This window comes from Streptomyces sp. AV19, from assembly GCF_015999245.1.
Taxonomy (GTDB): domain Bacteria; phylum Actinomycetota; class Actinomycetes; order Streptomycetales; family Streptomycetaceae; genus Streptomyces.
Window position 1 is genome coordinate 139,476 of sequence record NZ_JAEAMR010000022.1, and the last position, 22,886, is coordinate 162,361.

Consider the following 22,886-nt stretch of genomic DNA (forward strand, 5'->3'; position numbering starts at 1 on the left):
TGTAGAGGAAGTTGAAGTCCATGGACAGGACCTGCTTCTCGCTCTTGGGGTAGGGCAGGAGCTGGAGCGGGAAGTTCCAGATGCCGTCGATCTGGGACGGCCATATCTGGAAGTCGCCGGGAGAGCTGGCGTCGTAGCGCCAGTTGTAGTCCTTGGCGGTCTTCAGCAGGTTCTTCTGGCCCTCCAGGCAGGGGGCGCGCCCGCCGACGAGCTCCTTCCGGTAGTCGAAGGGCAGCGGGGGCAGGTCCTTGTAGCCGGTGTTGGTCTTCCAGTTCTCGACGAAGGAGTAGGACTGGTCGATCTCGCTCTTCCACTCCGCCGGGCTCCAGTCGCCGCCGCCCTTGGCGCCGCAGAAGTGCCCGTTGAAGTGCGTGCCTATCTCGTTGCCGTCGAGCCAGGCCGCGCGCACCTGCCGCAGGGTGTCCTTGATGTGCTCGTCGGTGGCGTAGGAGATGGCCGAATCACCGGGTTTGTGCTGCGGCGGGCGGTACATCTTCGCCTTGGACTTGGGCAGCAGGTAGGTGCCGGTGAGGAAGAACGTCATCTGCGCGTCGTTCTTCCTGGCGGCCTCGCGGAAGTGCGAGAAGAGGTGGTCGTCACCCTCCAGCGCGCCGTCCCAGGAGAAGACGACGAACTGCGGCGGCCGTTCACCGGGCTTGAGCTTCGCGGGCTCGGGCTGCTTGGGCTGCGGTCCCGTGTAGGACGTCGAACCGTCCCCCAGCACCCGGACCTTGCCGTCCCACTTCTCCTCGGGCTTCTTCTTGTTCTTGTCCTTCTTCGGGGCGTCCGTCGGCGGACGGGAGGCGGACGGCGCGCCCTTGCGGTCGCCGCCGGCCTTGTCGGTCTTGTCCCCCGGGCCGGAATCGCAGGCCGACAGCCCGAGGGCGAGAGCGGCAGCGGTGACCAGAGCCGACGCGGTGTGCACGGTTCTCGTCGACATCTTCTTACCCCCTGGCACCAAAACGGATGTTCTGCCCCCAGTATCACAGGCGAACCGGAAGGGCCCGTTCGGCCCCCTGGGCCGGGGACCGGACGAGCCCCGTACGTCAGGTGCGGTAGGCGAAGTAGACCGCGTCCGGGTAGGACGCCAGGATGCTCGCCATCGACTTCCGGTAGGTGTTCGTCGAGTGGTAGGTGAGGTACGGCATGCCGTAACCGCTGCGGTACGTCGTCATCATGGAGTGGTCCTTGGCCCCGTCACCGTCGAAGTCCATCTGCAGGACGTCGCCGACCTCCATCTGGAAGACGTTGGACAGCGGGGTGACGCGCTTGGAGTTGAGCGCGTACCACGACCACTCGTTGACGCCGATCCAGCTGTCGGACTGCCGCGTGTTCTCGTACCACCACTTGCGGTAGTCCGCGGAGCCGCCGGTCTCGGGCTTCCAGCCGCCGGCCTTGAGGGCCTGGCTGAGGAAGTTGGTGCAGTCGCCGCCGGCCTCGTTGAACTTGCGGTAGGCGGGGTTGTAGTTCCGCCAGTACTTCTCCGAGTACGCCGCCATGGCCGCGTAGTTGTAGGAGGTCCGCTTCTTCGGCACCGCGCGGACGGGCCAGGAGGTGGACGCCTTGGGCGCGTCGGGCGTCGTCGTCGCGACGCCGGCCGTCCTGGCCGGGGCCGGAGCCGGGGCGTTGACCGCCCGGGGGCCGTCGTCGGTGGCCTTGATGCCGGTCAGCTCCCACCGGCCGCCCTTGGCGGCGGTGAAGCCCAGCTCGTGGTGGGCCTTGAAGCCGGTCGTCGCCGGCTCGTCACCACGGATCTTCTTGTACCGGAAGGTGGTGGTCTCGGTGACCCGGACCGTGGCGCGGGCGCCGGTGACCCGGACGCCGTCCACGGACACCTTGGTGTCGCCGGCCGTGTACACCTCGCCCAGCGCGGCGAGCCGCTTCTTGCGGGTCCGCAGCGAGGAGACGCCGTCGCCCTCGGTGCGGATCGTCCGGGCCGAAAGGCCGGCCTTCTGCCCGGTCCTGCCGGCTATTCGGCGCGCCGGGCGGCCGTCCACGAGCGCCTCGGTGCGCTCGGTCAGCACGGCGGCGGCGACGCGGCCGAAGGCGTCGGCCGTGGCCTTGTCGACGGTGGCGGCGCGCGGCGTCGCCGCGCCCGCGGCGGAGGCGGGCAGCAGGACGGCGGACACGGCGCCGGCCACCACCACGCCCACGGCGGATCTGAGTGTCGTTGACTTCACGAAGCTTCCCCTTGTCACCCGGCCTCTCCACGACCGGGTGGGGAATCTTCGCATGATCTTCCCGACCGACGGGCCCTATGACGGGTTGCGTAATGGAAACGGAACCCAAAGGTTCATACCGCCGTCATTTCCGATCAGAGACAGAAAGAAGGTGTACGTGACCACTCAGTCGACGCCCCAGCCCGACTACCGCCGCCGCGCCCGCGCCTACGCGGTCTTCGCCGTCACCGTCCTCGGCGTCATCGCCGATCTCACCCTCCCCCTGCTCCGCCCGTCGCAGCACCGATTCCTCGGCGCGACGGGCGACGGCGGAGGCGACTCGGACGGCTGACCCCGGCGGCGGCCCTGACCCTCCGCACCCCCCGGGCGGGTGATCTGTCCGTACCCTATGGGGTCTTTCACCCGGATCGGTCCGGCAGACGCGCGACCATGCGTCGAGGGTTTTCGTCCCGCCAGTCTCATGGCACTTTCCCGCTGGAGGTAGGTGTGTCCACCATCGCTCAGGTGTTCCCCGCTGTTGAGCCCGATCCGGTCGAGGAGCAGTTGGCCGACGACTACGTCGAGCTCCTCAGCGCGTTCTCCCGCGTCGACACCGCCCTGCGCGAAGGGTCGTGGGAGACGCTGCGCGACGAACTCGACCAAGTGGTCGCGGCGGCCGAGGACATGTGGAACACCCTCGCCGGCAGCGGCGAGGACGACGGGGACGAGGAGGCCGCCGCGCCGCCCGCCGCCGACGCCGGCCGGGTCGGCGCCCTCGTCGCCCGGCACCTCCAGCAGTTCCCCGTACCCGCCCGGCCGGAGCCCGTTCCCCCGGTGACGGCCGACGCCCCCTAGGGCGTGTCCGCCCCCGCCGGACCGTCCGTCCGGCGGGGGCGGCACTGAACTCCCGCCGGCTGAGCATGCTCCAGAGCATGGCAGCTCCTCGGATCCTCATCGTCGGCGGCGGCTTCGCCGGAGTCGCGTGCGCCCGCCGCCTGGAACGCCTGCTGCGGCCGGGCGAGGCACGGATCACGCTCACGGCCCCCTTCGACTACCAGCTCTATCTGCCGCTGTTACCCCAGGTGGCCTCGGGCGTGCTGACCCCGCAGTCCGTGGCCGTCCCGCTGCGCCGCAGCCTGGCGCGCACCCGGGTCGTCCCGGGCGGCGTCATCGGCGTGGACCCCGCGGCCCGGGTGTGCGTCATCCGCAAGATCGACGACGCGGTCCTCGACGAGCCGTACGACGTCCTCGTGCTCGCGCCCGGCGGTCGTCCACGCCCTGACCTGCGCTGACGATCTGTTAACCTCGCTCGCGTTCACAGCACATAAGCAACACATAAGCGATTGGCGGGGGAATGGCGCAAGAGCGTGGCGGCAGATCCGGGAGCAGCGGGTCGGCGCTGGTGAACTGGGGGCCGGCGATCCTGTTCGGCGTGATCCTGCCGTTCGCCACGTACGGGTTGCTCACCGACCGCGGGGTGAGCAAGGTGACCGCGCTGTTGCTGATCTCGCTGTGGCCCGTCGTGGAGACCCTGATCTCCCTGGCGGTGCGGCGCCGGGTGGACGAGTTCGGCGTGATGATGCTGGCCCTGATGCTGCTGGGCGCGCTGAGCGCGGTGGCCTTCGACTCGGCCGAGATGGTCTTCGTCAAGGACTCGGCCATCACTGGTCTGCTGGGGCTGGTATACCTGGGCAGCCTGGCGATGCCGCGGCCGCTGATGTTCTACCTGGGCCGCCGGTTCGCCACCGACGGGACGCCGGAGGGCCTGGACCGCTGGAACGGCCTGTGGCAGTACCCGGGGTTCCGCCGCGCCCAGTACCTGCTGACCACGGTATGGGGCGTCGCCTTCCTCCTGGAGGCCGTGGTCCGGGTGGTGCTGGCCTACGCGCTGCCGACCGGGGCCATGGTGCTGGTGAACAACGTGCTGCCGGCCGTCGTGGTGGCGGCGCTGGTCGCCTGGACGATGCGGGTGGCCCGGCAAAGGCGTGCCGCGCGGGACGCGGCCGCCGAGGCGGTGGCGGCGGCGTAGGCCGGTGCGACGAGGAGGGGGCGGTACCCGGCCGGGTACCGCCCCCTTCGTCATCTCCCGTGCGCCGGGCGTCAGTTCGTCCAGGTGCCGGTCACGGCGACCGTGGTGACGCCGGGGCCGAAGGCGAGGACGAGGGTCTGCGCGCCGGTCCTGGGGCGGGTGGCGAAGGTCTGGGCGAGGACGTCGAGGACGACGGCGCTCGCGGTGTTGCCGCGCTCGGTGAGGGAGTTCTCGCTGAGCTCGAACATGGCCGGCGGGATGTCGAGGCCCTTGCTGACCTCGTACATGATCCGCGGTCCGCCGGTGTGGCTGACCAGGACGTCGGGCTGCGGCGCGAGCACGTCCGTCTCGCTGCGCAGCCATTGCCGCAGGCCGGGCATGGCCTCGGCGACCACACGGGATATCCGGGGGTTGGTGTCGAAGTGGAAGCCGAGTTCGTCGACGTCGTAGGCGATGTGCCGCAGGGTGTCGGGGGCGAGGTCCTCATAGGCGTTTTCCAGCCGGAGGCCGGGCCGGTCCTCGCGCACCACGCAGGCGGCCGCCGCGTCGCCGAAGAGCGCGGCCGAGACGAAGGAGGCGATCCGGTCGTCGTCTGGCTGGTAGGACAGCGAGCACAGTTCGACGGAGACGACGAGGGTGACCGATCCCGGGTGGACGACGGCCAGTTCACGGGCCCGGGCCAGGGCGTAGGCACCTCCGGCGCAGCCGGACTGGGCGAAGGCGAGGCGCCGGACGTCGCGGCGTAAGCCGAGCCGGCCGGCGAGGTGGGCGTCGAGTCCGGGGAGCAGATATCCGGTGCAGGAGACGAGCAGGAGGTTGTCGACCTCGTCCACGGTGGTGTCGGCGGCGGCGAGCGCGCGTTCGGCGGCGCGGGTCCCGAGGTCGGTCCCGGCCTCGGCGTAGCGACGCATCCGCGCGCCGAAGCTTCTGCCGCGTATGACCTCGTCGAACGGGTCGACGAGGGATCTGGTGCGGACCGAGGTGTTGCGCATGAGCTGGGTGGCCGTGCGGATCCTGGGGTGCCCGGCGTGCCGCCGGGCCATGTGGGCGACGACGTCGTCGAGCGTGAGGGTGTGGTCGGGCAGGCACAGCACGGGCTGACAGACGGTGGACACGCTGCTCCTTCGCGGCGATGAGCGGGGATACGGCGTGTCGAGCCAATCATGCGCGATTCAACAAGTCACCGGGTGGAGGGTGACGGGTTTCTTATGGACGGGTGACCGGAGTCGGCCAAAGCTGACCTGTACATGACCTCCATCCAATGGTGGCATGACCGGCGTCGTTCCCGTGCAGTCGTTCCGTGCAGCGGAGGGTTTCCCATGATCAGACCCATCATGACCGGCAGTGCGGCCGTGGCGCTCCTGGCCACCGCCTTCGCCCCGGGGGCGGGCGCGAGCCCCCAGGGCACTCCCCCGCCCGACAAGATCGTCATCGACGTGGTGACGGTCAACGGCTCGGGCTGCCCGGCCGGTACGGCGGCGGTGGCGGTCGCGCCGGACAACACCGCCTTCACCGTCTCGTACAGCAACTACCTCGCGCAGGTGGGCGTCGGCTCAAAGCCGACCGACTTCCGCAAGAACTGCCAGCTCGGTCTGAACGTCCACGTGCCCCAGGGCTTCACGTACGCGATCGCCCAGGCCGACTACCGCGGTTTCGCCCACCTGGAGAGGGGGGCCACGGGCCTGGAGAAGGCGAGCTACTACTTCCAGGGCATGTCGCAGACGGCCTCGCAGAGCCACCGCTTCTCCGGTCCGTTCAGCGACGACTGGCAGGCCACCGACACCACGGACGTGGCCGCCCTCGTCTACGCCCCGTGCGGCTCCCAGCGCATCCTCAACGTCAACACCGAGCTGCGGGTCGCCGCCGGCTCCTCGGACCCGGATTCGACCACCAGCTTCATGGCCATGGACTCGGCCGACGGCAGCGTCAACACGCTCTACCACTTCGCCTGGAAGCAGTGTCCCTGACCGGCGCCCGCGCAGCGCAGGGGAGGGAGCCCCATGTTCAGATCGGCGATGACCGGTGCCGCGGCCGCGGCGCTGCTCGCGGTGCCGGCGCCCGGCGCGGCCGCGGATCCGTACGGCACGCCCCCGCCTGACAAGATCGTGATCGATGTGGTGACGGTGAACGGCTCGGGCTGCCCCGCGGGCACGGCCAACGTGGCCGTCTCACCGGACAACACCGCCTTCACGGTCTCCTACAGCGACTACGTCGCCCAGGTGGGGGTCGGCTCCAAGCCGACGGACATGCGCAAGAACTGCCAGCTCAGCCTGAACGTCCACGTGCCGCAGGGGTTCACCTACGCGGTCGCCAGGGCGGACTACCGCGGCTTCGCCCACCTGGAGAAGGGGGCCTCGGGGCTGGAGCGGGCCAACTACTACTTCCAGGGCATGCAGCAGACCGCGTTCGTGAACCACTCGTTCACGGGTCCGCTCAACGACAACTGGCAGGCGTCCGACTCCACGGACATCGACGCCCTGGTGTACGCGCCCTGCGGCGCCATGCGGTTCCTCAACATCAACACCGAGCTGCGGGTGGACGCCGGCACCTCCGACACCACCAAGACCACCAGCTTCCTGGCGATGGACTCGACCGACGGGAACATCAGCACGCTCTACCGCTTCGCCTGGAAGGAGTGCCCCGCCGTGTGAAAGAGCCGGGGGCGGACCGTGCGGTACGCCCCCGGCTCTTCCCGTTCCCCCGCGCGGGGATCACATGCGGGGATCAGTCGTCGTGCGCCTCGGCCTCGACGGGCTTCGGGACGAGGAACGAGGTCCCGAAGGCGGCCGCCAGGATCGCCACACCGGCGATCATGCCGGCGACGTATCCCTCGGCCGACGTGGCGTCGGCGGGGGTCGTCGCCGTCCGGACCGCGTAGAGCGCGGCGAAGCTCAGGCCCGCGCCCAGGTTGAACGCGCCGGCGTTCAGGCCGGGCAGGAAGCCGGGGTTGTCCTTCGGGGACAGGACGATGCCCAGGCCGTTGAGCACGATGTTCGCCACGCCCGCGTAGGTGATGCCCACCAGGATCGAGGTCACCAGCAGCATGACGCGCGAGTGGGCCGGGATGGTCACGATCATCAGCACGACGGACGCCACGGAGCCGATCAGGCCGATCCGCAGCACCCTGCGGTAGCCGTAGGTGGCGGCCAGCCGGCCCGCGACCGGGCCCATCGCCAGACCCGCCAGCGCGTACGGCGTCAGCGTCCACCACGCGGACTGCTCCGCGGTCATGCCCAGGCCGGCCTCGCCGTCCTGCGCGAAGGCCGGGATCAGGCCGTTCATCACGGCGAAGACGCCGGTCATGGTGAGCACGGTGGTCAGCAGGGTCGCCCAGGTGCCGCGCTGCTTGAGGTGATGGGTGGACACCAGCGGGTGCCGGGAGCGGTCCTCGGTCCGCCAGAACAGGGCGAACGCGACCACGGCGACGGCGACGAGGATCCCGGCCATCGGCCAGTCGGCCGCGCCCAGCTTCCCGGCCTCGTTGAGCGCGACGAGCATCGCGCCGACGGAGACGACCAGCAGGGCGACGCCGGGCCAGTCCATCCGGTGGGCCTCCGGGACCTTGGTCTCCGGGGTCATGACGGCGACCATCACGGTCGCGATCAGCGCCACGACGCCCATCGCCCAGAAGACCGACTGGAAGCCGTGGTTGTCCGCGAGGTAACCGCCCGCGAGGGAGTCCACGCCGGCGATGCCGCCGTTGACCGCGGTGATCACGCCGAGCAGGGTGCCGTACCGCTTGGGCTCGGTGACCTCCTGCCGCAGCATGATCAGGCACAGCGGGACGGTCGGGCCGGACGCGCCCTGGATCACCCGGCCGACGAACAGCATCGGCACGCTCGTCGCCAGCGCGGCCACCACACAGCCGACGGCCATCAGGGCGAGCATCCCGACCAGCACCTTGCGGCGGCCGACGAGGTCACCGAGGCGGGGCAGGAAGAGGGAGAACAGCGCGGCCGAGGTGAAGAAGCCGGTCTGGGTGAGCCCGATCTCGGCGGAGGTGGCGCCGAGGCTGTCCTCGATGCTCTTGAGCGCCGGGCTGAGCATGCTGGCGTTGAGCTGGAAGGCGATGCAGGCGGTGAGGAGCGCGGTGACCAGCACGCCCACCCGGGTGGCGCGGCCGCCGCGGCCGCCCGGGGCGGCGGCGCCCGCGGCGGCGTCGGTGTGAGAAACGTTCATGCCTTGACGTCTTTGTCTGTCTTCGTTCAACGGGGCCCTCTGTTCGGCCGAACAGCGGCGGAGTGGAGCTCCGGGGCGAGGGCGCGCCGGGACTGTTCCGACGGGCGGAACGACCTGGTCACGAACCGGCCGTACTTCCAGTCCGGGGCCAAAGGTACCGTCTCCGGCGGTGTGGGGCGGAGTCGGCGGATCCGGGCGTATGGGGGTGGGTGTGTGGATTTTGTTCCCCACCCCGCCCTTTCACCGTTTCTCGCGCGCTCCGCGCGGCCCGGCACCGCGCGCTCCGCGCGGTGGAGCGGGGGCTTCGCCCCCTGCACCCCCACCGGGGCTCCGCCCCTGGACCCCGAAACCGCGCTTCGCGCGGTTGTCCTCAAGCGCCGGACGGGCTGGATTCGCGCCCGCACCGGATATCCGGCCCGGGAGCGCGCACTTCAGCCCGTCCGGCGTTTGAGGACGAGCGGCGGAGCCGCGATACGGGGTCCGGGAAGCCGCGTTACGGGCCCCGGGGCTCGCCCCGGAAGAAACGGTGAAAGGGCGGGCCGGGGGCACCCCCCTCACCCCCGGCCACCCTCCCCCCGCCCCGCCGACACCAGACGCCGCCCCCGCGACGCACCCCGGGCCGCCGGAACCCGAGGCACAGGCCCCCGCCCCTCCGGCACACTCACCCCCCGGAACGTCAGCAGCACCACACCCACCCCCGCGACAACCCCCGCCAGCCCCGCCAGCGCCCCGCCCACCACCCCGTACCGGAAGTCCTCTCCCAGCACAGCGACACCGGCAACCGCCGCCACCACAGGGTTGACGACGGTGACCGTCGCCAGCGGCGCGGCCAGCCCCGCGCCCCGGTAGGAGGACTGGGAGAGCAGCATGCCCGCGGAGGCGAGCACCGCGATGACGCCCAGCGTGGGCACGAGCGCGCCCGTACGGCCGTGGGCCAGGTCCTCCGCAGCGGCCTTGGTGAAGACCGACGCCATGCCGAAGGCGACGCCGGCCGCCGTCGCCAGGGCGACACCCCGCACCACGGGCCGCCGCGCCCGGCGCCCGGCGAGCATCAGCAGCGCGGCCCCGGCGAGCACCGCGCCCGCGAGCACGGGCCGTTCGCCGACGGCGAGGGACTCGGTGCGGGGCGGCCCGGTCAGGGCGAGCAGCCCGGCGAGCCCGCCGGTGGCCAGCAGGGCCCCGCGGCGGCCGGCCGCGCCCACCGGCCGGTGGGCGACGAGCGCGGCCATCGGCAGGGCGAAGACGATCGTGAGCGCGCCCATCGGCTGCACCAGGCTCAGCGGCCCCCAGGCCAGCGCCAGCACGTGCAGCCCCGCGCCCAGCCCGGTGAGCGCCACGGCACCCCACCAGGGGGTGCTGCGCAGGGGCCCGTACCAGCCGCCGTCGTCGTCCGTGGCGGCGACCCTCTCCTGCACGATGGCCGCGGCCGCGTAGCAGACGGCCGACACCAGGCACAGCAGCACCGACAACGCCAGTGAGCTCACGGGGTTCCTCTGCGGTCCGTACGGTGGTCACGGTGGCCACGGTCGTCGTCCATATCTCCAACGATGCCCCGTCCCGCCCGCCGCGTCGTCGTCCCCGGGAACGGACCCGGTCCTACTGCCGATGGAGTACGGCAGAGGGATGCGCGGGCGGCGGGCTCCGGGCGGTCCTTCCGCTGTAGGGGCACCGCGCGGTCCGGATTGTCCCCGACGATCCCCGGACGCCCTTTCCGCGCACGCGCCCGGCGTAATTCCCCTACGACGTTTCCCGTTGACCTGCCGGTCGGCGCAAAGTCCACTCTTGTCCGGAAAAAGCGTTGTGCCACGGGGAACCGCGTGCCATTCCTTGGAGTCGCAAACGGGAAATAGCCGAACATTTACGGGGGGAAACTCAATGTCCGGCACACCGGAAGTTTGGCATGCGCACAAATTCGACCGAGTCGAACGGAAACGGCCGTACGTCCTGGTCATCGGCGCCGGCATAGCGGGCCTCACCACGGCCTACGAGCTGGAGCGGCGCCAATTCCGCGTCGACATACTCGAGAGCAACTCCCGCATCGGCGGCCGCGTCCACACCCACCGTTTCGGCACCGGCCCGGGCGCTCCCTCGGTCGAACTCGGCGCCATGCGCATTCCCGACCGGCATCGCCTCACCCTGGAATACATCGACCGCATGGGGCTCACCGGAAAACTGCGCACCTTCAGCACCCTGCTCTCCGAGGAGAACGCCTTCCTGCACACCGACGGCGGTTTCGTGCGCATCCGCGACGCCTCCGGCCCGCTGTGCGCCGCCTTCCGCGCCGGCCTCGCCGGGCAGGGTCCCGGGCCCGGCGGGCAGGACCCCACCGTGGTCTTCGGCGCCTGGCTGACCGCCATCGTCGACGCGATCGCCCCGCCCGACCTGCGCGAGGCGCTCCGCGCGGACCTGCGCCACCCGCTGCTGGACCTGGTCTCCCGGATCGACCCGGCGCCGCACCTGCGCGGCGCCGCCCGGGACCGGATCGACCTGCACTCGCTGTTCTCCGCCCACCCCGGCATCCGCTCCGGGTGCAGCGGGCGGCTCAACAGCTTCCTCGACGACATCCTCACCGAGACCAGCCCCGCCCTGCTGCGCCTGGACGGCGGCATGGACCAGCTCCCCGGCCGGCTCGCCGCCCGCCTCAAGGGCCGGATCCTGCGCGGGCGGCGCGTCACCGGCATCGACGTGCGCGACGACGAGGTGCTCGTCAGGGTCCGCGGCACCGCCCGCACCACCGTCCGGCGGGCCGATTTCGTCGTGTGCACCGTGCCCTTCCCGGCCCTGCGGCAGATGCGCCTGCGCGGTCTCGACGACGACAAGCGCGCGGTCCTGGACGACGTGGTCTACTGCCCGGCGACGAAGGTCGCCCTCCACTGCCGCGAACCGTTCTGGCACGACGAGGGCATCCGCGGCGGCGCGTCGTTCATCGGAGGGCTGATCCGCCAGACGTACTACCCGCCCGTGGACGGGGCCCCCGGGCGCGGGGCCGCGCTGCTCGCGAGCTACACCATCGGCGACGAGGCCGAGCTGCTCGGCCGGCTGCCGGCCCGCCGCCGGCACCGCGTCGTCATCGAGGAACTGGCCGCCGCCCACCCGCAGTTGCGCGCCCCCGGCATGGTGCTGGGCGCCACGAGCGCGGCCTGGGGCCACTCCCGCGGGTCCGTCGGCTGTGCCACCCGCTGGGGCAAGTCGGCCGCCGCGTGCGAGGAGGAGCGGCGCCGAGCGGCCCGTCCGGTGGGCCGGCTGTTCTTCGCGGGCGAGCACTGCTCGGACGCGCCCGCCTGGATCGAGGGCGCCATCGCCTCCGCGCTCGACGCCGTCAACCGACTCGTCCACTACGTCCCGGGCCCCCGCCCGGTGCGGATATCCGGCGGTCGCGGGCGCGGCCGCACGGAGGAGGTGCTGCGGTGAGCGACGCGCGCGCGGCCACCGGCCCGCACCCGAGGTCCGTACCAGCACCTCCGCGCCGCGCGGACGGAGACGGGGTCACCGCCCGGACCGTTCGGACGCCGGGGGAGAACGAGGAGGCACGGTGAGCGTCTTCGACCTGCCCCGGCTGCACTTCGCCGGTGTGGCGACCACCCGCCTGCCCACCGGGCCGCGCAGCGGGCTCAACGACCTGGCGACCAACACCGCCCTCACCGACGACGGCCCCGCCCCCGCGCCCTTCCCCGCCGACCGGCCGGCCGCCGAGTACCACGCGTGGCTGCACCGGCGCGGCCCGCGCTTCGACGGTGCCGGACGGCCGTGCGCCGACGGGGCGTTCAGCGCGCCCATGGGCTGGAACTTCGACGGCAACGGGCACTTCCTGCTCGACGCCCGCGTCACCGCCGTCGAGGGACCGGACGGGCGGACGGACACCGCCGACCCGCTCGTCGGCCGCAGCGTCGACGTCTGGGGCCACTACAACCCCTACCTGCGCACCACCGTCAACCGCGCCCGGGTCTTCGACCTCGATCCCGCCTCGCGGTGGACCATGGCGCTGATGTGCGGCCGCTTCTGCTTCGGCCGGCTCGGCCGCTCGCACGACGACGGCTACCTGTTCACCGGCGGCGTCACCGGCTTCCAGCCGCCGCGCTGGACGTCCTTCGCGCGCATCGCGGACGTCGGCGGGCACGCCCTCGCCGACTGGCTGCGCCACAGCGCCGTCCACCAGTTCGTGGTCACCCGGGACGAGGCCGAGTGGCTCGACGGCATCGACTCCCCCGCGGCCCGCGCCCTGCGCGCCGCGGTGGAAAACAGGGCGGAGGACGGGGCGGAGGACAGGGCGGACGGGATCGTCGTCCGGCTCGCGCTGGACAACATGGCCTCCCCCATCGCCCCCGACACCCCCGGCCGGTGGCGGGTGCGCGGCACCGTCGCCCCCTGGCACGCGGACGAGCTGCGCACCTACCCGGCCGGCCGGCTGCTCGTCCCGGTGCCCGGCTCCCCACTGCGCCACCTCACCGCGGACGTCCGGGAGGGCCGTGCGGCCCTCGACATGATCACCGCGGTGCCGGTCACCGGCCGCGCCGCCGACGCCGGTCCGGGGCCGCTGCACCGCCTCGGCCCGCCGCTGGACGCGGGCCCGCTGGAGCTGCGCACCACCGCCGGGACGCTCGTCGCCCGCGTCCCGGCCGGCGCGTACCCCTCGGACGCGACCTGCGGCATCGTCACCGTCCCCGCGCCCGGCTGGCGGGCGGCCGGTGACGCGGCCCTGTGCCTGACCGGGACCGGTGCGGACGGCCGGACGCGGACGCTGCTCACCGAGCGCGAGGCCGTCGTCCAGTCCGACGACGCGCTGGTGGTGCTCCACCACCGCGACCGCGCGCGGGGTGAGGACCACGCCGTGCGCGTCCCGCTGCGCTCCTTCGTGCGCGGGCGCCCGGCATCCGTCGGGGTGCGCGTCCGCCAGTACCACAACCCCCGTGCGCTGCCCGCCGATCCGGTGGCGGGCGCGCCCGGCGCCCGCTGCGGCGACGCCGTCGTCCTCGGGGTGCGCGCGCCGGACGGCGAGGCGTACGCGCCGGAGTGCGCGCTCGCCACCGACGAGCGGGGGCGCGGGGTGCTCGTGCTGCGCGGCGAACGCGCGGGCACCTGCCGGGTCCTGCTCTCCGCGGGCCCGGCGGACGTCCCGTGCGCCGACCCCCGCGCCCCCGGCTCGGCCTGGGCCGCCTACGACGACGCGGACGCGCTGGGCTACTGGGCGGGCGCCGGGGCGCTGGCCGTCCGCGTCCTGCCCGACGACTGGCACCTGGACCGGATCCCGCGCGAGAAGGTCGGCTTCGACCTGCTCCACCGGGAGGTCTTCGCCTACTACGAGCAGACCTCCACCTTCATGCGCTCCGAGGTCTTCAGCCTCGCCGACCGCTGCAAGGTCGAGACCTACGCCGAGCTCGTCTGGCAGATGTGTGACCCCCGCAACAAGGACCGCACGTACTACATGCCGCCCACCCGCGACCTCACCGACCCCAAGGCCCGCCTCCTGCTGGCCTACCTGCGCAACCGGCAGGCCCTGGCGCGCCCGCCGCTGCCGGCGCCCGCGGCCCCCGCCGCGCCGCCCCCGATCACCACCCGGGGCCGCCTGCACACCGTCCTGCGGCAGGCGGCGACCCTGGAACTGGCCGTGATGCTCCAGTACTTGTACGCGGCCTTCTCCGTGCCCACCCACGGCGCGGGCCTGGCCTGGGTGCGCGCCGGGCGCTGGACACCCCGGCAGCTGGAGCTCGCCTGCGGCCGGGGCGGCACGACCCTCGACGACGGCATCCGCGGCGCCCTGCTGAACGTCGCCCGCGAGGAGATGATCCACTTCCTGCTGGTCAACAACATCCTCATGGCCACGGGCGAGCCCTTCCACGTCCCGGACCTCGACTTCGGCACGCTCAACGGGCAGTTGCCCGTCCCCCTCGACTTCGCCCTGGAGGGGCTGGGCATCGCGAGCGTCCAGCGGTACATCGCGGTCGAACAGCCCGCCGGGCTCACCCCGGAGCTCCGCCGGGAGGGAGAGCCGCCGCGCGCCGGCGTGCCCGGCACCGCGGCGTGGGGATCGGTCAGCGAGCTGTACGCGGCGGTCCGCGAGGGGCTGCGGACCGTCCCCGGGCTCTTCCTGGTGGACAAGGGGCGCGGCGGCGGCGAACACCACGTCTTCATGCGGGAGTCCGTCAACACCGCGCACCCCGACTACCAGTTGGAGGTGGACGACCTCTCCAGCGCCCTGTTCGCCGTCGACTTCATCACCGAGCAGGGCGAGGGCGGGGTGCTGGGCGACGCGGCGCCCTCCGACACCTCCCACTTCGAGACGTTCCTGCGCATCGGCGAACTGCTCACCACCGAGCGCGTCCCCGGCCCGCACGGGCGGCTGCTGCCCTGGGACCCGGCGTATCCGGTGCTGCGCAACCCGACCCTGGGCTCCGGCGATGCGGCCAAGGACCCGGTCACCGACCCGGCGGCGCGCGAAGTGGCCCGGCTCTTCAACCGTTCCTACGCGCTGATGCTGCACCTGATGGTCCAGCACTTCGGCACCGGGCCCGACACCAGCCTGCGCCGCTCGAAGCTGATGAACGCCTCCATCGACGTCATGACGGGCATGATGCGCCCGCTCGGGGAGCTGCTGGTCACCATGGACTCGGGCCGTCGCGGCCGCACCGCCGGCCCCACCTTCGAGCTGGACGCCGTGCCCGCGCCGGTACCGCGACCCGACGTGGCGCGCCGCGCGCTCGCGCTGCGCTGCGCGCACCTGGCCGCCGCGGCACGCGCCTGCGCGCCGGTGCCCGAACAGGTCGCCGGCATCGCGGCGTTCTACGCGGAGGCTTTCGGTCACGAGGAGCGCTGATCACGAGGGAGGACACGGATGAACCGACTGGAGACGGACGTACTGATCGTCGGCGCCGGGCCGGTGGGCCTGGCGCTGGCCCTCGACCTGAGATACCGGGGCGTACCGTTCCTGCTGCTGGACGCGGGCGACGGGCGGGTCGGCCACCCCAAGGTCGGTACCGTGGGCCCCCGTTCGATGGAGCTGTTCCGGCGCTGGGGTGTCGCCGGTGCCGTCCGCTCCGCGGGCTGGCCCGGCGACCATCCGCTGGACGTCGCCTGGGTGACGGCCCTCGGGGGCCACGAGATCCACCGGCTGCGCCTGGGCACGGCCGACTCCCGCCCGGCGCCGCCGTGGACGCCCGAGCCCGAACAGGTCTGCCCGCAGCACTGGCTGATCCCCCTGCTCGTCCGCGAGCTGGGGGCGCACCCCGACGGCCCGTTGCACCTGGGCTGCCGCCTGGACGGCTTCGCCCAGGACGACGACGGCGTCACCGCCTCGGCCACCCGCCTCGCCGACGGCGCTCCCCTGCGCCTGCGCGCCCGCCTGCTCGTCGGCTGCGACGGCGCGTTCTCCCCGGTCCGCAAGGCGCTCGGCGTCGCCGCCCCGCCCCGCCACCGCACCCGCACCTTCCGCAACATCCTCTTCCGGGCGCCGAAGTTGGGGGAGCTGCTCGGGCCGCGCCGGGCCCTGGTGCACTTCCTGACCCGCCCGCCGGCGCTGCGCTACCCCCTGCGGTCGATGGACGGCCGCGAGCTCTACCGGCTGACCGTCACCGCGGAGGCGGAGCGCCACCGGGACGCGATGACGCTGCTGCGGACGGCCGTCGCCCTCGACACCCCGCTGGAGCTGGTCTCCGAACACGTCTGGCACCTGACCCACCGGGTCGCCGACCGCTACCGCGCCGGCCGGGTGCTGCTGGCCGGGGACGCGGCGCACACCCTCTCGCCGTCCGGCGGCTTCGGCATGAACACCGGCATCTGCGACGCCGCCGACCTCGGCTGGAAGCTCGCCGCGGAGTTCGCGGGCTGGGCGGGCCCCGCCCTGCTGGACAGCTACACCGCCGAGCGCCGACCGGTCGCCGAGCACAGTCTCGAGGCGGCCCACACCCATCTGCGGCGCACCCTGGACCGCGAGCTGTCCGAGGAGATCCTGCGGGACGACGCGGCGGGCGCCCGGGCCCGCGCGGCCCTGGCCGAGCGGCTCGAACGCGGGGGTGTGCGCGCCGAGTTCGACGCCCCCGACACGCACTTCGGCTTCCGCTACGCCTCCCCGCTGATCGTCAGCGACCCCGAGGGCGACGACGGCGACTGGCGCACCCGGGCCCTGCCCGGGGCCCGTGCCCCGCACGCCCGACTCGGCGACGGATCCTCCACCCTCGACCTCTTCGGCCCCGCCTTCCGGCTGCTGTGCTTCGCCGACCCGGCGCCCCTGTCCCCCGTCGAGGGCGCCTTCGCCCACCGGGGCGTCCCGCTGCGCGTCACCCGCTGCCCCGACCGGGCGGCGGCCCGGCTCTACGGCCGTCCGTACGTCGTCGTCCGCCCCGACGGGCACGTCGCCTGGCGCAGTGCGCGGCCGCCGCTGGACCCGCTGCTGCTCGCGGACACGGTGCGGGGAGCGCGTTGCACCCGAGCCACCGACCCGTGGAGGAACCCATGACCGCCCTCGGCCCCTTCCGCACCTCCGACGTCCACCTGCCCGACCCCTACCCCCTCTACCGGCGCTACCGCGACGACGATCCCGTGCACGAGACGGACACCGGCTGGTACGTCTTCCGCCACGAGGACGTGGCCCGCGTCCTGTCCGACCGCCGCTACGGCCGCGGCGCGCTCCCCGCGCCGCTGCCGGCGAGCTGTCCGCACCTGCGGCGGACGGCCGCCAACTGGATGGTCTTCATGGACCCCCCGCGCCACACCCGGGTCCGCGCCCTGGTCGCCCGGAGCTTCACCCCGCGCGTGGTGGAGGGCCTGCGCCCTCGCATCCGGGAGATCGCGGCCCGGCTGACGGCCGCGCTGGCCGAGGAGGCCCGGGCCGACCTGGTGGACCGCTTCGCGGCGCCCTTCCCCATCCTGGTCATCAGCGAGCTGCTGGGCGTCCGCGCCGACGACCGGCCCTGGTTCCGCGCCCGCGCCGTCGACCTCCAGCAGGCCACCAGCGCCCGGGCCGCCCGGCGCCCCGACGCCTACGCGGTGGCGGACGCGGCCGCCGGCGAACTCGACGCGTACTTCCGCACCGAACTCGCCCGCCGCAGGGCGACGGTGGGCCCCGCCCCGGGCGACCCGGACCTGATCGGCCTGATGCTCCACGCGTCGTCCACAGAAGGGACGTTGGACGACGACGTACTGGTCGGCACCTGCATCCACCTCCTCACCGCCGGCCACGAGACGACCACCAACCTCCTCTCCAAGGCCCTCCTCGCCCTGCTGGCCCACCCCTACCAGCTCGGCCTCCTGCGTACCCGCCCCGAACTGATCCCGGAAGCGGTGGAAGAGCTGGTGCGCTACGACTCCCCCGTCCAGATGATCAGCAGGGTGGCCCACGAGGACGGCGAGATCGGCGGCCGGCACATCCCCCGCGGCGCCAAGGTCACCCTCGTCCTGGGCTCCGCCAACCGCGACCCCCGCCGCTTCCCGCACCCCGACCGGCTCGACGTCCGCCGCGACGCCCGCCGCCACTGCGGCTTCGGCCTCGGCCTGCACTACTGCGTCGGCGCCCCCCTGGCCCGCGCCGAGGCCGAGACCGGCCTCGCCGCCCTCCTCGGCCTCCCCGGCCTGCGCTTGGCCCAGGACCCCGACGGCCCGGTCCGCTACGCCGACGACCTGGTCTTCCACGGCCCGGCGCGCATGCTGGTCCGCACGGGCTGAAACACGAAGCGGGCCCGGTGGACGCATCCACCGGGCCCGCTCGAACCGTCCCTCAGCCGCGCGGCGAGAGCTCCGCCATCGCCGGCCATCCCTCGCCCGGAAACTGCTCCCGCACTTGCGCGACGGTCTCTTGACAGCCCCACAAAATCACCCTGGATGTCCCATCATGCCGCATGGCCACCAGGTGAGATCACCGGACTTGCATCAGCCGCAGCCCATAGGAGCGCCGCGATACGTCACCACGACGACGCGGTCCATCTCCACGACCGGACCCGCCACTTCAGGCATCTTCCCGAGCCGTGGACCGACGTGGCACTCCTGCTCCATGGGCGAACCGGAAGGTACGGGCACTCACGGAAGGACGGAGCGCGGAAGCCGGCCGCCTCCGGAGCGGGCCGGATCGGCCTGTCTGCCCCCTGACCCAAGGGCATGATCGCCGGGCCGTTGGTCACGCGGCTGGTCACGCCACCGCCCAGAAAAGCAGAAAACCCCACGTGAAGTGGGGTCTCAGCTGGTGTCCGAGGGGGGACTTGAACCCCCACGCCCGATAAAGGGCACTAGCACCTCAAGCTAGCGCGTCTGCCATTCCGCCACCCGGACCAGGTGTTTGTCTCTGCGGGGTGTTCCCCGCGGCGACATGGATAACTCTATCAAGGTTTCGGAGTGCCTTTCACCAGGCATTTCCTCCCAGACATAAGGTCCACTTATGGGCAATGACGGACATACCCTCACACCGGCCGCCCCGGAGCCCCCCTCCGAGGGCCCCGCACCCGCTCCCACCAGGCGTGTTCCCCGTCCGCTGTCCCCGCTGCGGGAGCATCTGCGCGACACCTTCTGGTTCACGCCGACACTGGGGCTGGTGGGGGCCGTGGTGTGTGCGGTGGGGACGCTGGCGGTGGACGAGCTGTTCGTCGGGCTGCTCCAGGAGGACGGGGACTACGACACCGTCGCCTCGCTCATCAAGATCGCCAACGACGCCCGGACCATCGTCTCGACCGTCGGCTCGGCGATGCTCACCTTCGTCGGCGTGGTCTTCTCGATCTCGCTGGTCGCGCTCCAGATGGCCAGCGGCCAGTTCTCGCCCCGCGTCGTCCGGCTCTACGTGCGCAGCCGGATCACCAAGTGCGCCTTCGCCGTCTTCCTGGCGACGTTCCTGTTCGCACTGCTGGTGCAGGCGTCGTACGAGGGGGAGACGGATCCCCGGAAGATCACCACCGTGCCGGTCTTCTCCAGCGTCATGTGTGTGCTGCTGGTGCTGGTGAGCCTGGGGCTGTTCATCGCCTATGTGAACTCCACGCTGCGGCTGATGCGGGTGAGCCACGTCATCGACCGGATCATCCGGGAGTCGCTGCGGGTGCTGGACAAGCACGCCCGGGGCGGCGACACGGCCCCGCTGCCGCCCGCCGGGCCCGAGATCGTCCACCACGGCCGGGCCGGTGTCCTGCGGGACGTGCACATCGCGCGGCTGGTGCGGGTGGCCCGGCGGCACGGCGTGGTGCTGCGGCTGATCCCGCGGATCGGGGACTACGTCGTACCCGGGACGCCGGTCCTCGCGGTGCACGGCGGGCGGAAGGCGCCCCCGGCCCGGGCGCTGCGGTACACGGTGTCCGTGGGGGTGGAGCGCACGTTCCACCAGGACATCGGCTTCGGGCTGCGGCAACTGTCCGACATCGCCCAGCGCGCGCTGTCGCCCGCGGTGAACGACCCGACGACGGCCGTGCAGTGCCTGGACCGGATCGTGCAGTTCCTGGCCGCGGTCGCGCGGCGCCCGCTCGGGGCCCTGTGCCACTGCGACCGCGCGGGGACGGTGCGGCTGGTACAGGACCTGCCGGGCTGGACGGACCTGGTGGACCTCGGGCTGACCGAGGTCCGGCGGTGCGCGGTCGGCAGCCCGCAGGTGACGCGGCGGCTGATGGCGGGGCTGGACGACCTGCGGGCGCTCGCCCCCGAGGCGCGGCGGGAGCCTCTGGAGCGGCACCGGGCGCTGCTGGCGCAGGCCGTGGCGCGCACGGTGCCGGACGCGGCGGAGCGGGAGTTCGCGCTCGTCCCCGACCGTCAGGGGATCGGCTGAGCGATCCGCTCGGGGCATCAGGCTCGGGGCATCAGACTCGGGGCATCAGGCTCAGGGCATCAGGCTCAGGGCATCAGGCTCAGGGCATCAGGCTCAGGGCATCAGGTGGTACTCGGGGAAGTTGCCCGGCAGCCGCTCGTCCGCGGACGGTCCCTCGGTCACCGCCCGCACCAGCAGTTCCCCGCCGACGAAGGCACCCCGCCACGAGGCGCCGAAGCCGCCGAAGAGCTCCTGCCGGTCGCCGCGCGAACGCGGCGTTCCGTGGCCGACCTTGAAGGCGCGGACCTGCGGGGCCAGCCGCTCATAGGTCGCCGGGTCGTCGCAGGACAGGGTGGCGACCAGGGCGCCGTTGCTGGCGTTCATCGCGGCGAGGAGCTCGGCCTCGGTGTCCACCAGGACGATGGTGTCCACGGGGCCGAAGGGCTCGGAGTGGTGGAGGGGCGAGGACGGGGGCGGGTTGAGCAGGGTGACCGGCGGGACGTACGCGCTGCGGTCCTGCCCCGGCAGGAAGCGGCCCTCGGCGAGCGTGCCCCGGTGCAGCGGCACCGCGCCCCGGTCGATCGCCTCGGCGACCTGGTCCGTGAGCTCCTTCGCCTTGGCCGCGTTGATCAGCGGACCGAAGTCCAGCTCGGGCAGGTCGTCGGCGGGCCAGTCGATGGCCAGCGGATGGCCGAAGCGCACGGCGCGGACGGCGGGCAGGTAGTGGGCGAGGAAGTCCGCGAAGGCCGAGCGCTGGACGACGAAGCGCGGGTAGGCCGTGCAGCGCTGCTTGGCGTAGTCGAAGGTCTTGCGGATCTGCGGGGCGAAGGCGTCCCAGCCGGTGAAGTTCCAGATGCCCCAGGTGTTGAGGCCCTCCTGTTCGAGAACGTGCCGTTTGCCCAGGTCCGCGACGGCGGTGGCCACCCGGGCGCCGGCGTCCCGGCCGCCGACGAAGGACACGCAGCCGATCTCGGGCGCGCGCACCAGCGCCTCGGACAGCTCGCCGCCGCTGCCGCTGACCAGCGTGACGGGGACACCCTCGCGGCGCATCAGGGCACTGGCCAGGGTCAGGCAGGCCAGGCCGCCGTCGGTCGGCGCCTTGGCGATGACCGCGTTGCCCGCCAGGGCCTGGACGAGCATGGCGTGCACGAGGACGCTCATCGGGTAGTTCCAGCTGGCGATGTTGGAGACGGGACCGGCCAGCGGGGTGCGCCCGGCCAGCATGCGGTCGATCCCGTCCACGTACCAGCGGACGCCGTCGATCGCCCGGTCCACGTCCGCCTGGGCGAGCCGCCAGGGCTTGCCGATCTCCCAGACGAGCAACAGGGAGAGGAGCTCGCGGTGTTCGTCGAGGGCGTCCAGCGCGGCGCTCACCCTGGCCCTGCGGTCGGCGAGGGGCACCTCGCGCCAGGCGCGGTGCTGGTCGAGCGCGGCACGGACGGCCCGGTGCGCGGCGGGCGCGTCCAGCCGGGGCGGGCCGGCGATGGGCGAGCCGTCGACCGGGGTGACGGCGTGCAGCGGACGGCCGTCCGCGTGCCAGGAGCCGTTCCAGAGGTTGAGGACGCGGTCGTCCCGGAAGGCCTCGGGGGCGAGCGCGAGGCAGCGCCGCCAGGCGCTGTCCCACTCGGCGCCGGGCCGCAGGACCAACGAGTTGAGGGTCGGTGCCATGGAAGTCTCCGCTCTCGGTGCACAGTCGAAGCAGGAAACAAGCACGTTGCCCGTCGAACGGTAGCCCTCGGTGCGACGCGGGGCAGGGCGCCCGCACCCGATGAGGCCCACGTCACGTGAGACCCCCGGTAACCGCTCCCCCGTCCACGGATCCGCGCCTGCCCGTGACAATGGAGCGGTCCGCCGCCGCCGAACAGACCGGGACTGATCACCCATGGGACGGGTCACCGCACGCCGCCGCGTCGTCCGCATCCGCAACGGGGCGGTGAACGCCCGCCCGGACACCCTGGTCGCCGAGGAGCCGCTGGAGATCCGGCTGAACGGCAAGCCGCTCGCGATCACCATGCGCACCCCGGGCGACGACTTCGCGCTCGCCGCCGGATTCCTGGTGAGCGAGGGCGTCCTCGGGGACGCGGCCGAGCTCTCCAACATCGTCTACTGCGCGGGCGCCACGTCCCCGGACGGCGGCGGGAACACCTACAACGTCGTGGACGTCCGGCTCGCGCCCGGAGTGCCCGTCCCCGACGTCAACCTCGAACGCAACGTCTACACCACCTCGTCGTGCGGCCTGTGCGGCAAGGCGAGCCTGGACGCCGTGCGGACCACCGCGCGCTGGCCGCTCTCGGACGGCCCCGCGCCGCTGCGCCTCGAACCCGGGCTGCTGGCCCAGCTGCCCGACCGGCTGCGCGCGGCCCAGGCGGTCTTCGACCGCACCGGCGGCCTGCACGGCGCCGCCCTCTTCGCTCCGGACGGCGAACTCCTGGACGTCCGGGAGGACGTGGGCCGGCACAACGCCGTCGACAAGCTGGTGGGACGGGCGTTGCGCGAGGGGCTGCTGCCGCTCGCGGGAACGGTGCTGCTGGTCTCGGGAAGGGCCTCCTTCGAACTCGCCCAGAAGGCCGTGATGGCCGGCATCCCCGTGCTGGCCGCCGTCTCGGCTCCCTCGTCGCTGGCGGTCGACCTGGCGGCGGAGACGGGGATGACGCTGGTGGGATTCCTGCGCGGGGCGTCGATGAACGTCTACGCCGGGGAGGAGCGCGTCGTGCTGCCGTGACGGGTCGTACGGCTGCGACGGGCCGTACAGCTGCGACTGGTCGTACGGCTGTGACGGGTCGTACGGCTGTGACGGGTCGTACGGCTGTGACGG

17 protein-coding genes, 1 tRNA gene and 1 pseudogene are annotated in these 22,886 nt (G+C 72.9%); 12 read left to right on the forward strand and 7 right to left on the reverse strand.

The annotated features are described in order from the left end of the window. On the reverse strand, positions 1 to 940 hold a 940-nt coding region (locus I5Q34_RS28800), incomplete at its 3' end, for a hypothetical protein (protein ID WP_199895377.1). Between the two features lie 106 nt (positions 941 to 1,046). Continuing rightward, positions 1,047 to 2,180, reverse strand: a complete 1,134-nt coding sequence (locus I5Q34_RS28805; protein ID WP_277965692.1) for an amidase domain-containing protein — start codon at positions 2,178 to 2,180, stop codon at positions 1,047 to 1,049. 157 nt (positions 2,181 to 2,337) lie between these two features. Here I5Q34_RS28805 and I5Q34_RS28810 point away from each other — a divergent pair, with 157 nt between their 5' ends. The 4 genes and pseudogenes from I5Q34_RS28810 to I5Q34_RS28825 all read left to right on the forward strand — a co-directional run bounded on the left by I5Q34_RS28810 (position 2,338) and on the right by I5Q34_RS28825 (position 4,188). Beyond that, complete coding sequence (locus tag I5Q34_RS28810; protein WP_199895379.1) at positions 2,338 to 2,511, forward strand: hypothetical protein; 174 nt, start codon at positions 2,338 to 2,340, stop codon at positions 2,509 to 2,511. Between the two features lie 155 nt (positions 2,512 to 2,666). After that, a complete protein-coding gene (locus I5Q34_RS28815; protein WP_199895380.1) occupies positions 2,667 to 3,014 on the forward strand; it encodes a hypothetical protein in 348 nt (115 codons plus the stop codon). Positions 3,015 to 3,091: 77 nt separating this feature from the next. Further along, positions 3,092 to 3,436: pseudogene (locus I5Q34_RS28820) on the forward strand (FAD-dependent oxidoreductase); the annotation flags it as partial. A 77-nt stretch (positions 3,437 to 3,513) separates the two neighbouring features. Next, entirely contained in the window at positions 3,514 to 4,188 is a 675-nt protein-coding gene (locus I5Q34_RS28825) for a VC0807 family protein (RefSeq protein WP_307811751.1), read from the forward strand. A gap of 71 nt (positions 4,189 to 4,259) precedes the next feature. Here I5Q34_RS28825 and I5Q34_RS28830 read toward each other — a convergent pair whose 3' ends face one another. Next, positions 4,260 to 5,303 carry a type III polyketide synthase gene (locus I5Q34_RS28830; RefSeq protein ID WP_199895382.1) on the reverse strand — a complete coding sequence of 348 codons (1,044 nt, stop codon included), beginning with the start codon at positions 5,301 to 5,303 and terminating at the stop codon, positions 4,260 to 4,262. Positions 5,304 to 5,507: 204 nt separating this feature from the next. On the opposite strand from I5Q34_RS28830, the gene I5Q34_RS28835 reads away from it, so the two are divergent. Both I5Q34_RS28835 and I5Q34_RS28840 read left to right on the forward strand, forming a co-directional pair. Further along, on the forward strand, positions 5,508 to 6,155 hold the full coding sequence (locus I5Q34_RS28835; RefSeq protein ID WP_199895383.1) for a DUF4360 domain-containing protein: 648 nt from the start codon (positions 5,508 to 5,510) through the stop codon (positions 6,153 to 6,155). A gap of 33 nt (positions 6,156 to 6,188) precedes the next feature. Further along, positions 6,189 to 6,839, forward strand: a complete 651-nt coding sequence (locus tag I5Q34_RS28840) for a DUF4360 domain-containing protein (RefSeq protein ID WP_199895384.1) — start codon at positions 6,189 to 6,191, stop codon at positions 6,837 to 6,839. Positions 6,840 to 6,912: 73 nt separating this feature from the next. Here I5Q34_RS28840 and I5Q34_RS28845 read toward each other — a convergent pair whose 3' ends face one another. Further along, the gene (locus tag I5Q34_RS28845) at positions 6,913 to 8,367 is read right to left on the reverse strand and encodes an MFS transporter (protein WP_199895385.1); all 1,455 of its coding nucleotides are present in this window, start codon (positions 8,365 to 8,367) and stop codon (positions 6,913 to 6,915) included. Positions 8,368 to 8,921: 554 nt separating this feature from the next. Continuing rightward, positions 8,922 to 9,851 (reverse strand): DMT family transporter, encoded by a 930-nt coding sequence (locus I5Q34_RS28850; protein ID WP_199895386.1) that lies wholly within the window; start codon positions 9,849 to 9,851, stop codon positions 8,922 to 8,924. Between the two features lie 391 nt (positions 9,852 to 10,242). On the opposite strand from I5Q34_RS28850, the gene I5Q34_RS28855 reads away from it, so the two are divergent. From I5Q34_RS28855 to I5Q34_RS28870, 4 genes are all read left to right on the forward strand, one after another. Further along, complete coding sequence (locus I5Q34_RS28855) at positions 10,243 to 11,778, forward strand: NAD(P)/FAD-dependent oxidoreductase (protein ID WP_199895387.1); 1,536 nt, start codon at positions 10,243 to 10,245, stop codon at positions 11,776 to 11,778. A gap of 121 nt (positions 11,779 to 11,899) precedes the next feature. Continuing rightward, a complete protein-coding gene (locus I5Q34_RS28860; RefSeq protein ID WP_199895388.1) occupies positions 11,900 to 15,178 on the forward strand; it encodes a ferritin-like domain-containing protein in 3,279 nt (1,092 codons plus the stop codon). Between the two features lie 18 nt (positions 15,179 to 15,196). After that, positions 15,197 to 16,816 (forward strand): FAD-dependent monooxygenase, encoded by a 1,620-nt coding sequence (locus tag I5Q34_RS28865; RefSeq protein WP_199895389.1) that lies wholly within the window; start codon positions 15,197 to 15,199, stop codon positions 16,814 to 16,816. Next, complete coding sequence (locus I5Q34_RS28870; RefSeq protein ID WP_199895390.1) at positions 16,813 to 18,021, forward strand: cytochrome P450; 1,209 nt, start codon at positions 16,813 to 16,815, stop codon at positions 18,019 to 18,021. The genes I5Q34_RS28865 and I5Q34_RS28870 overlap by 4 nt, the downstream gene beginning before the upstream one ends. Before the next feature lie 512 nt (positions 18,022 to 18,533). Here I5Q34_RS28870 and I5Q34_RS28875 read toward each other — a convergent pair. Then, a tRNA-Leu gene (locus tag I5Q34_RS28875) sits at positions 18,534 to 18,621 on the reverse strand. A 106-nt stretch (positions 18,622 to 18,727) separates the two neighbouring features. On the opposite strand from I5Q34_RS28875, the gene I5Q34_RS28880 reads away from it, so the two are divergent. Then, positions 18,728 to 20,092, forward strand: coding sequence for a DUF2254 domain-containing protein (locus tag I5Q34_RS28880; RefSeq protein ID WP_199895391.1), 1,365 nt, complete (start codon positions 18,728 to 18,730; stop codon positions 20,090 to 20,092). 93 nt (positions 20,093 to 20,185) lie between these two features. Here the strand turns inward: I5Q34_RS28880 and I5Q34_RS28885 are convergent, their stop codons facing one another. After that, entirely contained in the window at positions 20,186 to 21,739 is a 1,554-nt protein-coding gene (locus tag I5Q34_RS28885) for an aldehyde dehydrogenase family protein (protein ID WP_199895392.1), read from the reverse strand. 214 nt (positions 21,740 to 21,953) lie between these two features. Here I5Q34_RS28885 and fdhD point away from each other — a divergent pair, with 214 nt between their 5' ends. Next, positions 21,954 to 22,793, forward strand: a complete 840-nt coding sequence (gene fdhD, locus I5Q34_RS28890; RefSeq protein WP_199895393.1) for a formate dehydrogenase accessory sulfurtransferase FdhD — start codon at positions 21,954 to 21,956, stop codon at positions 22,791 to 22,793. The last annotated feature ends 93 nt before the right edge of the window (positions 22,794 to 22,886 follow it).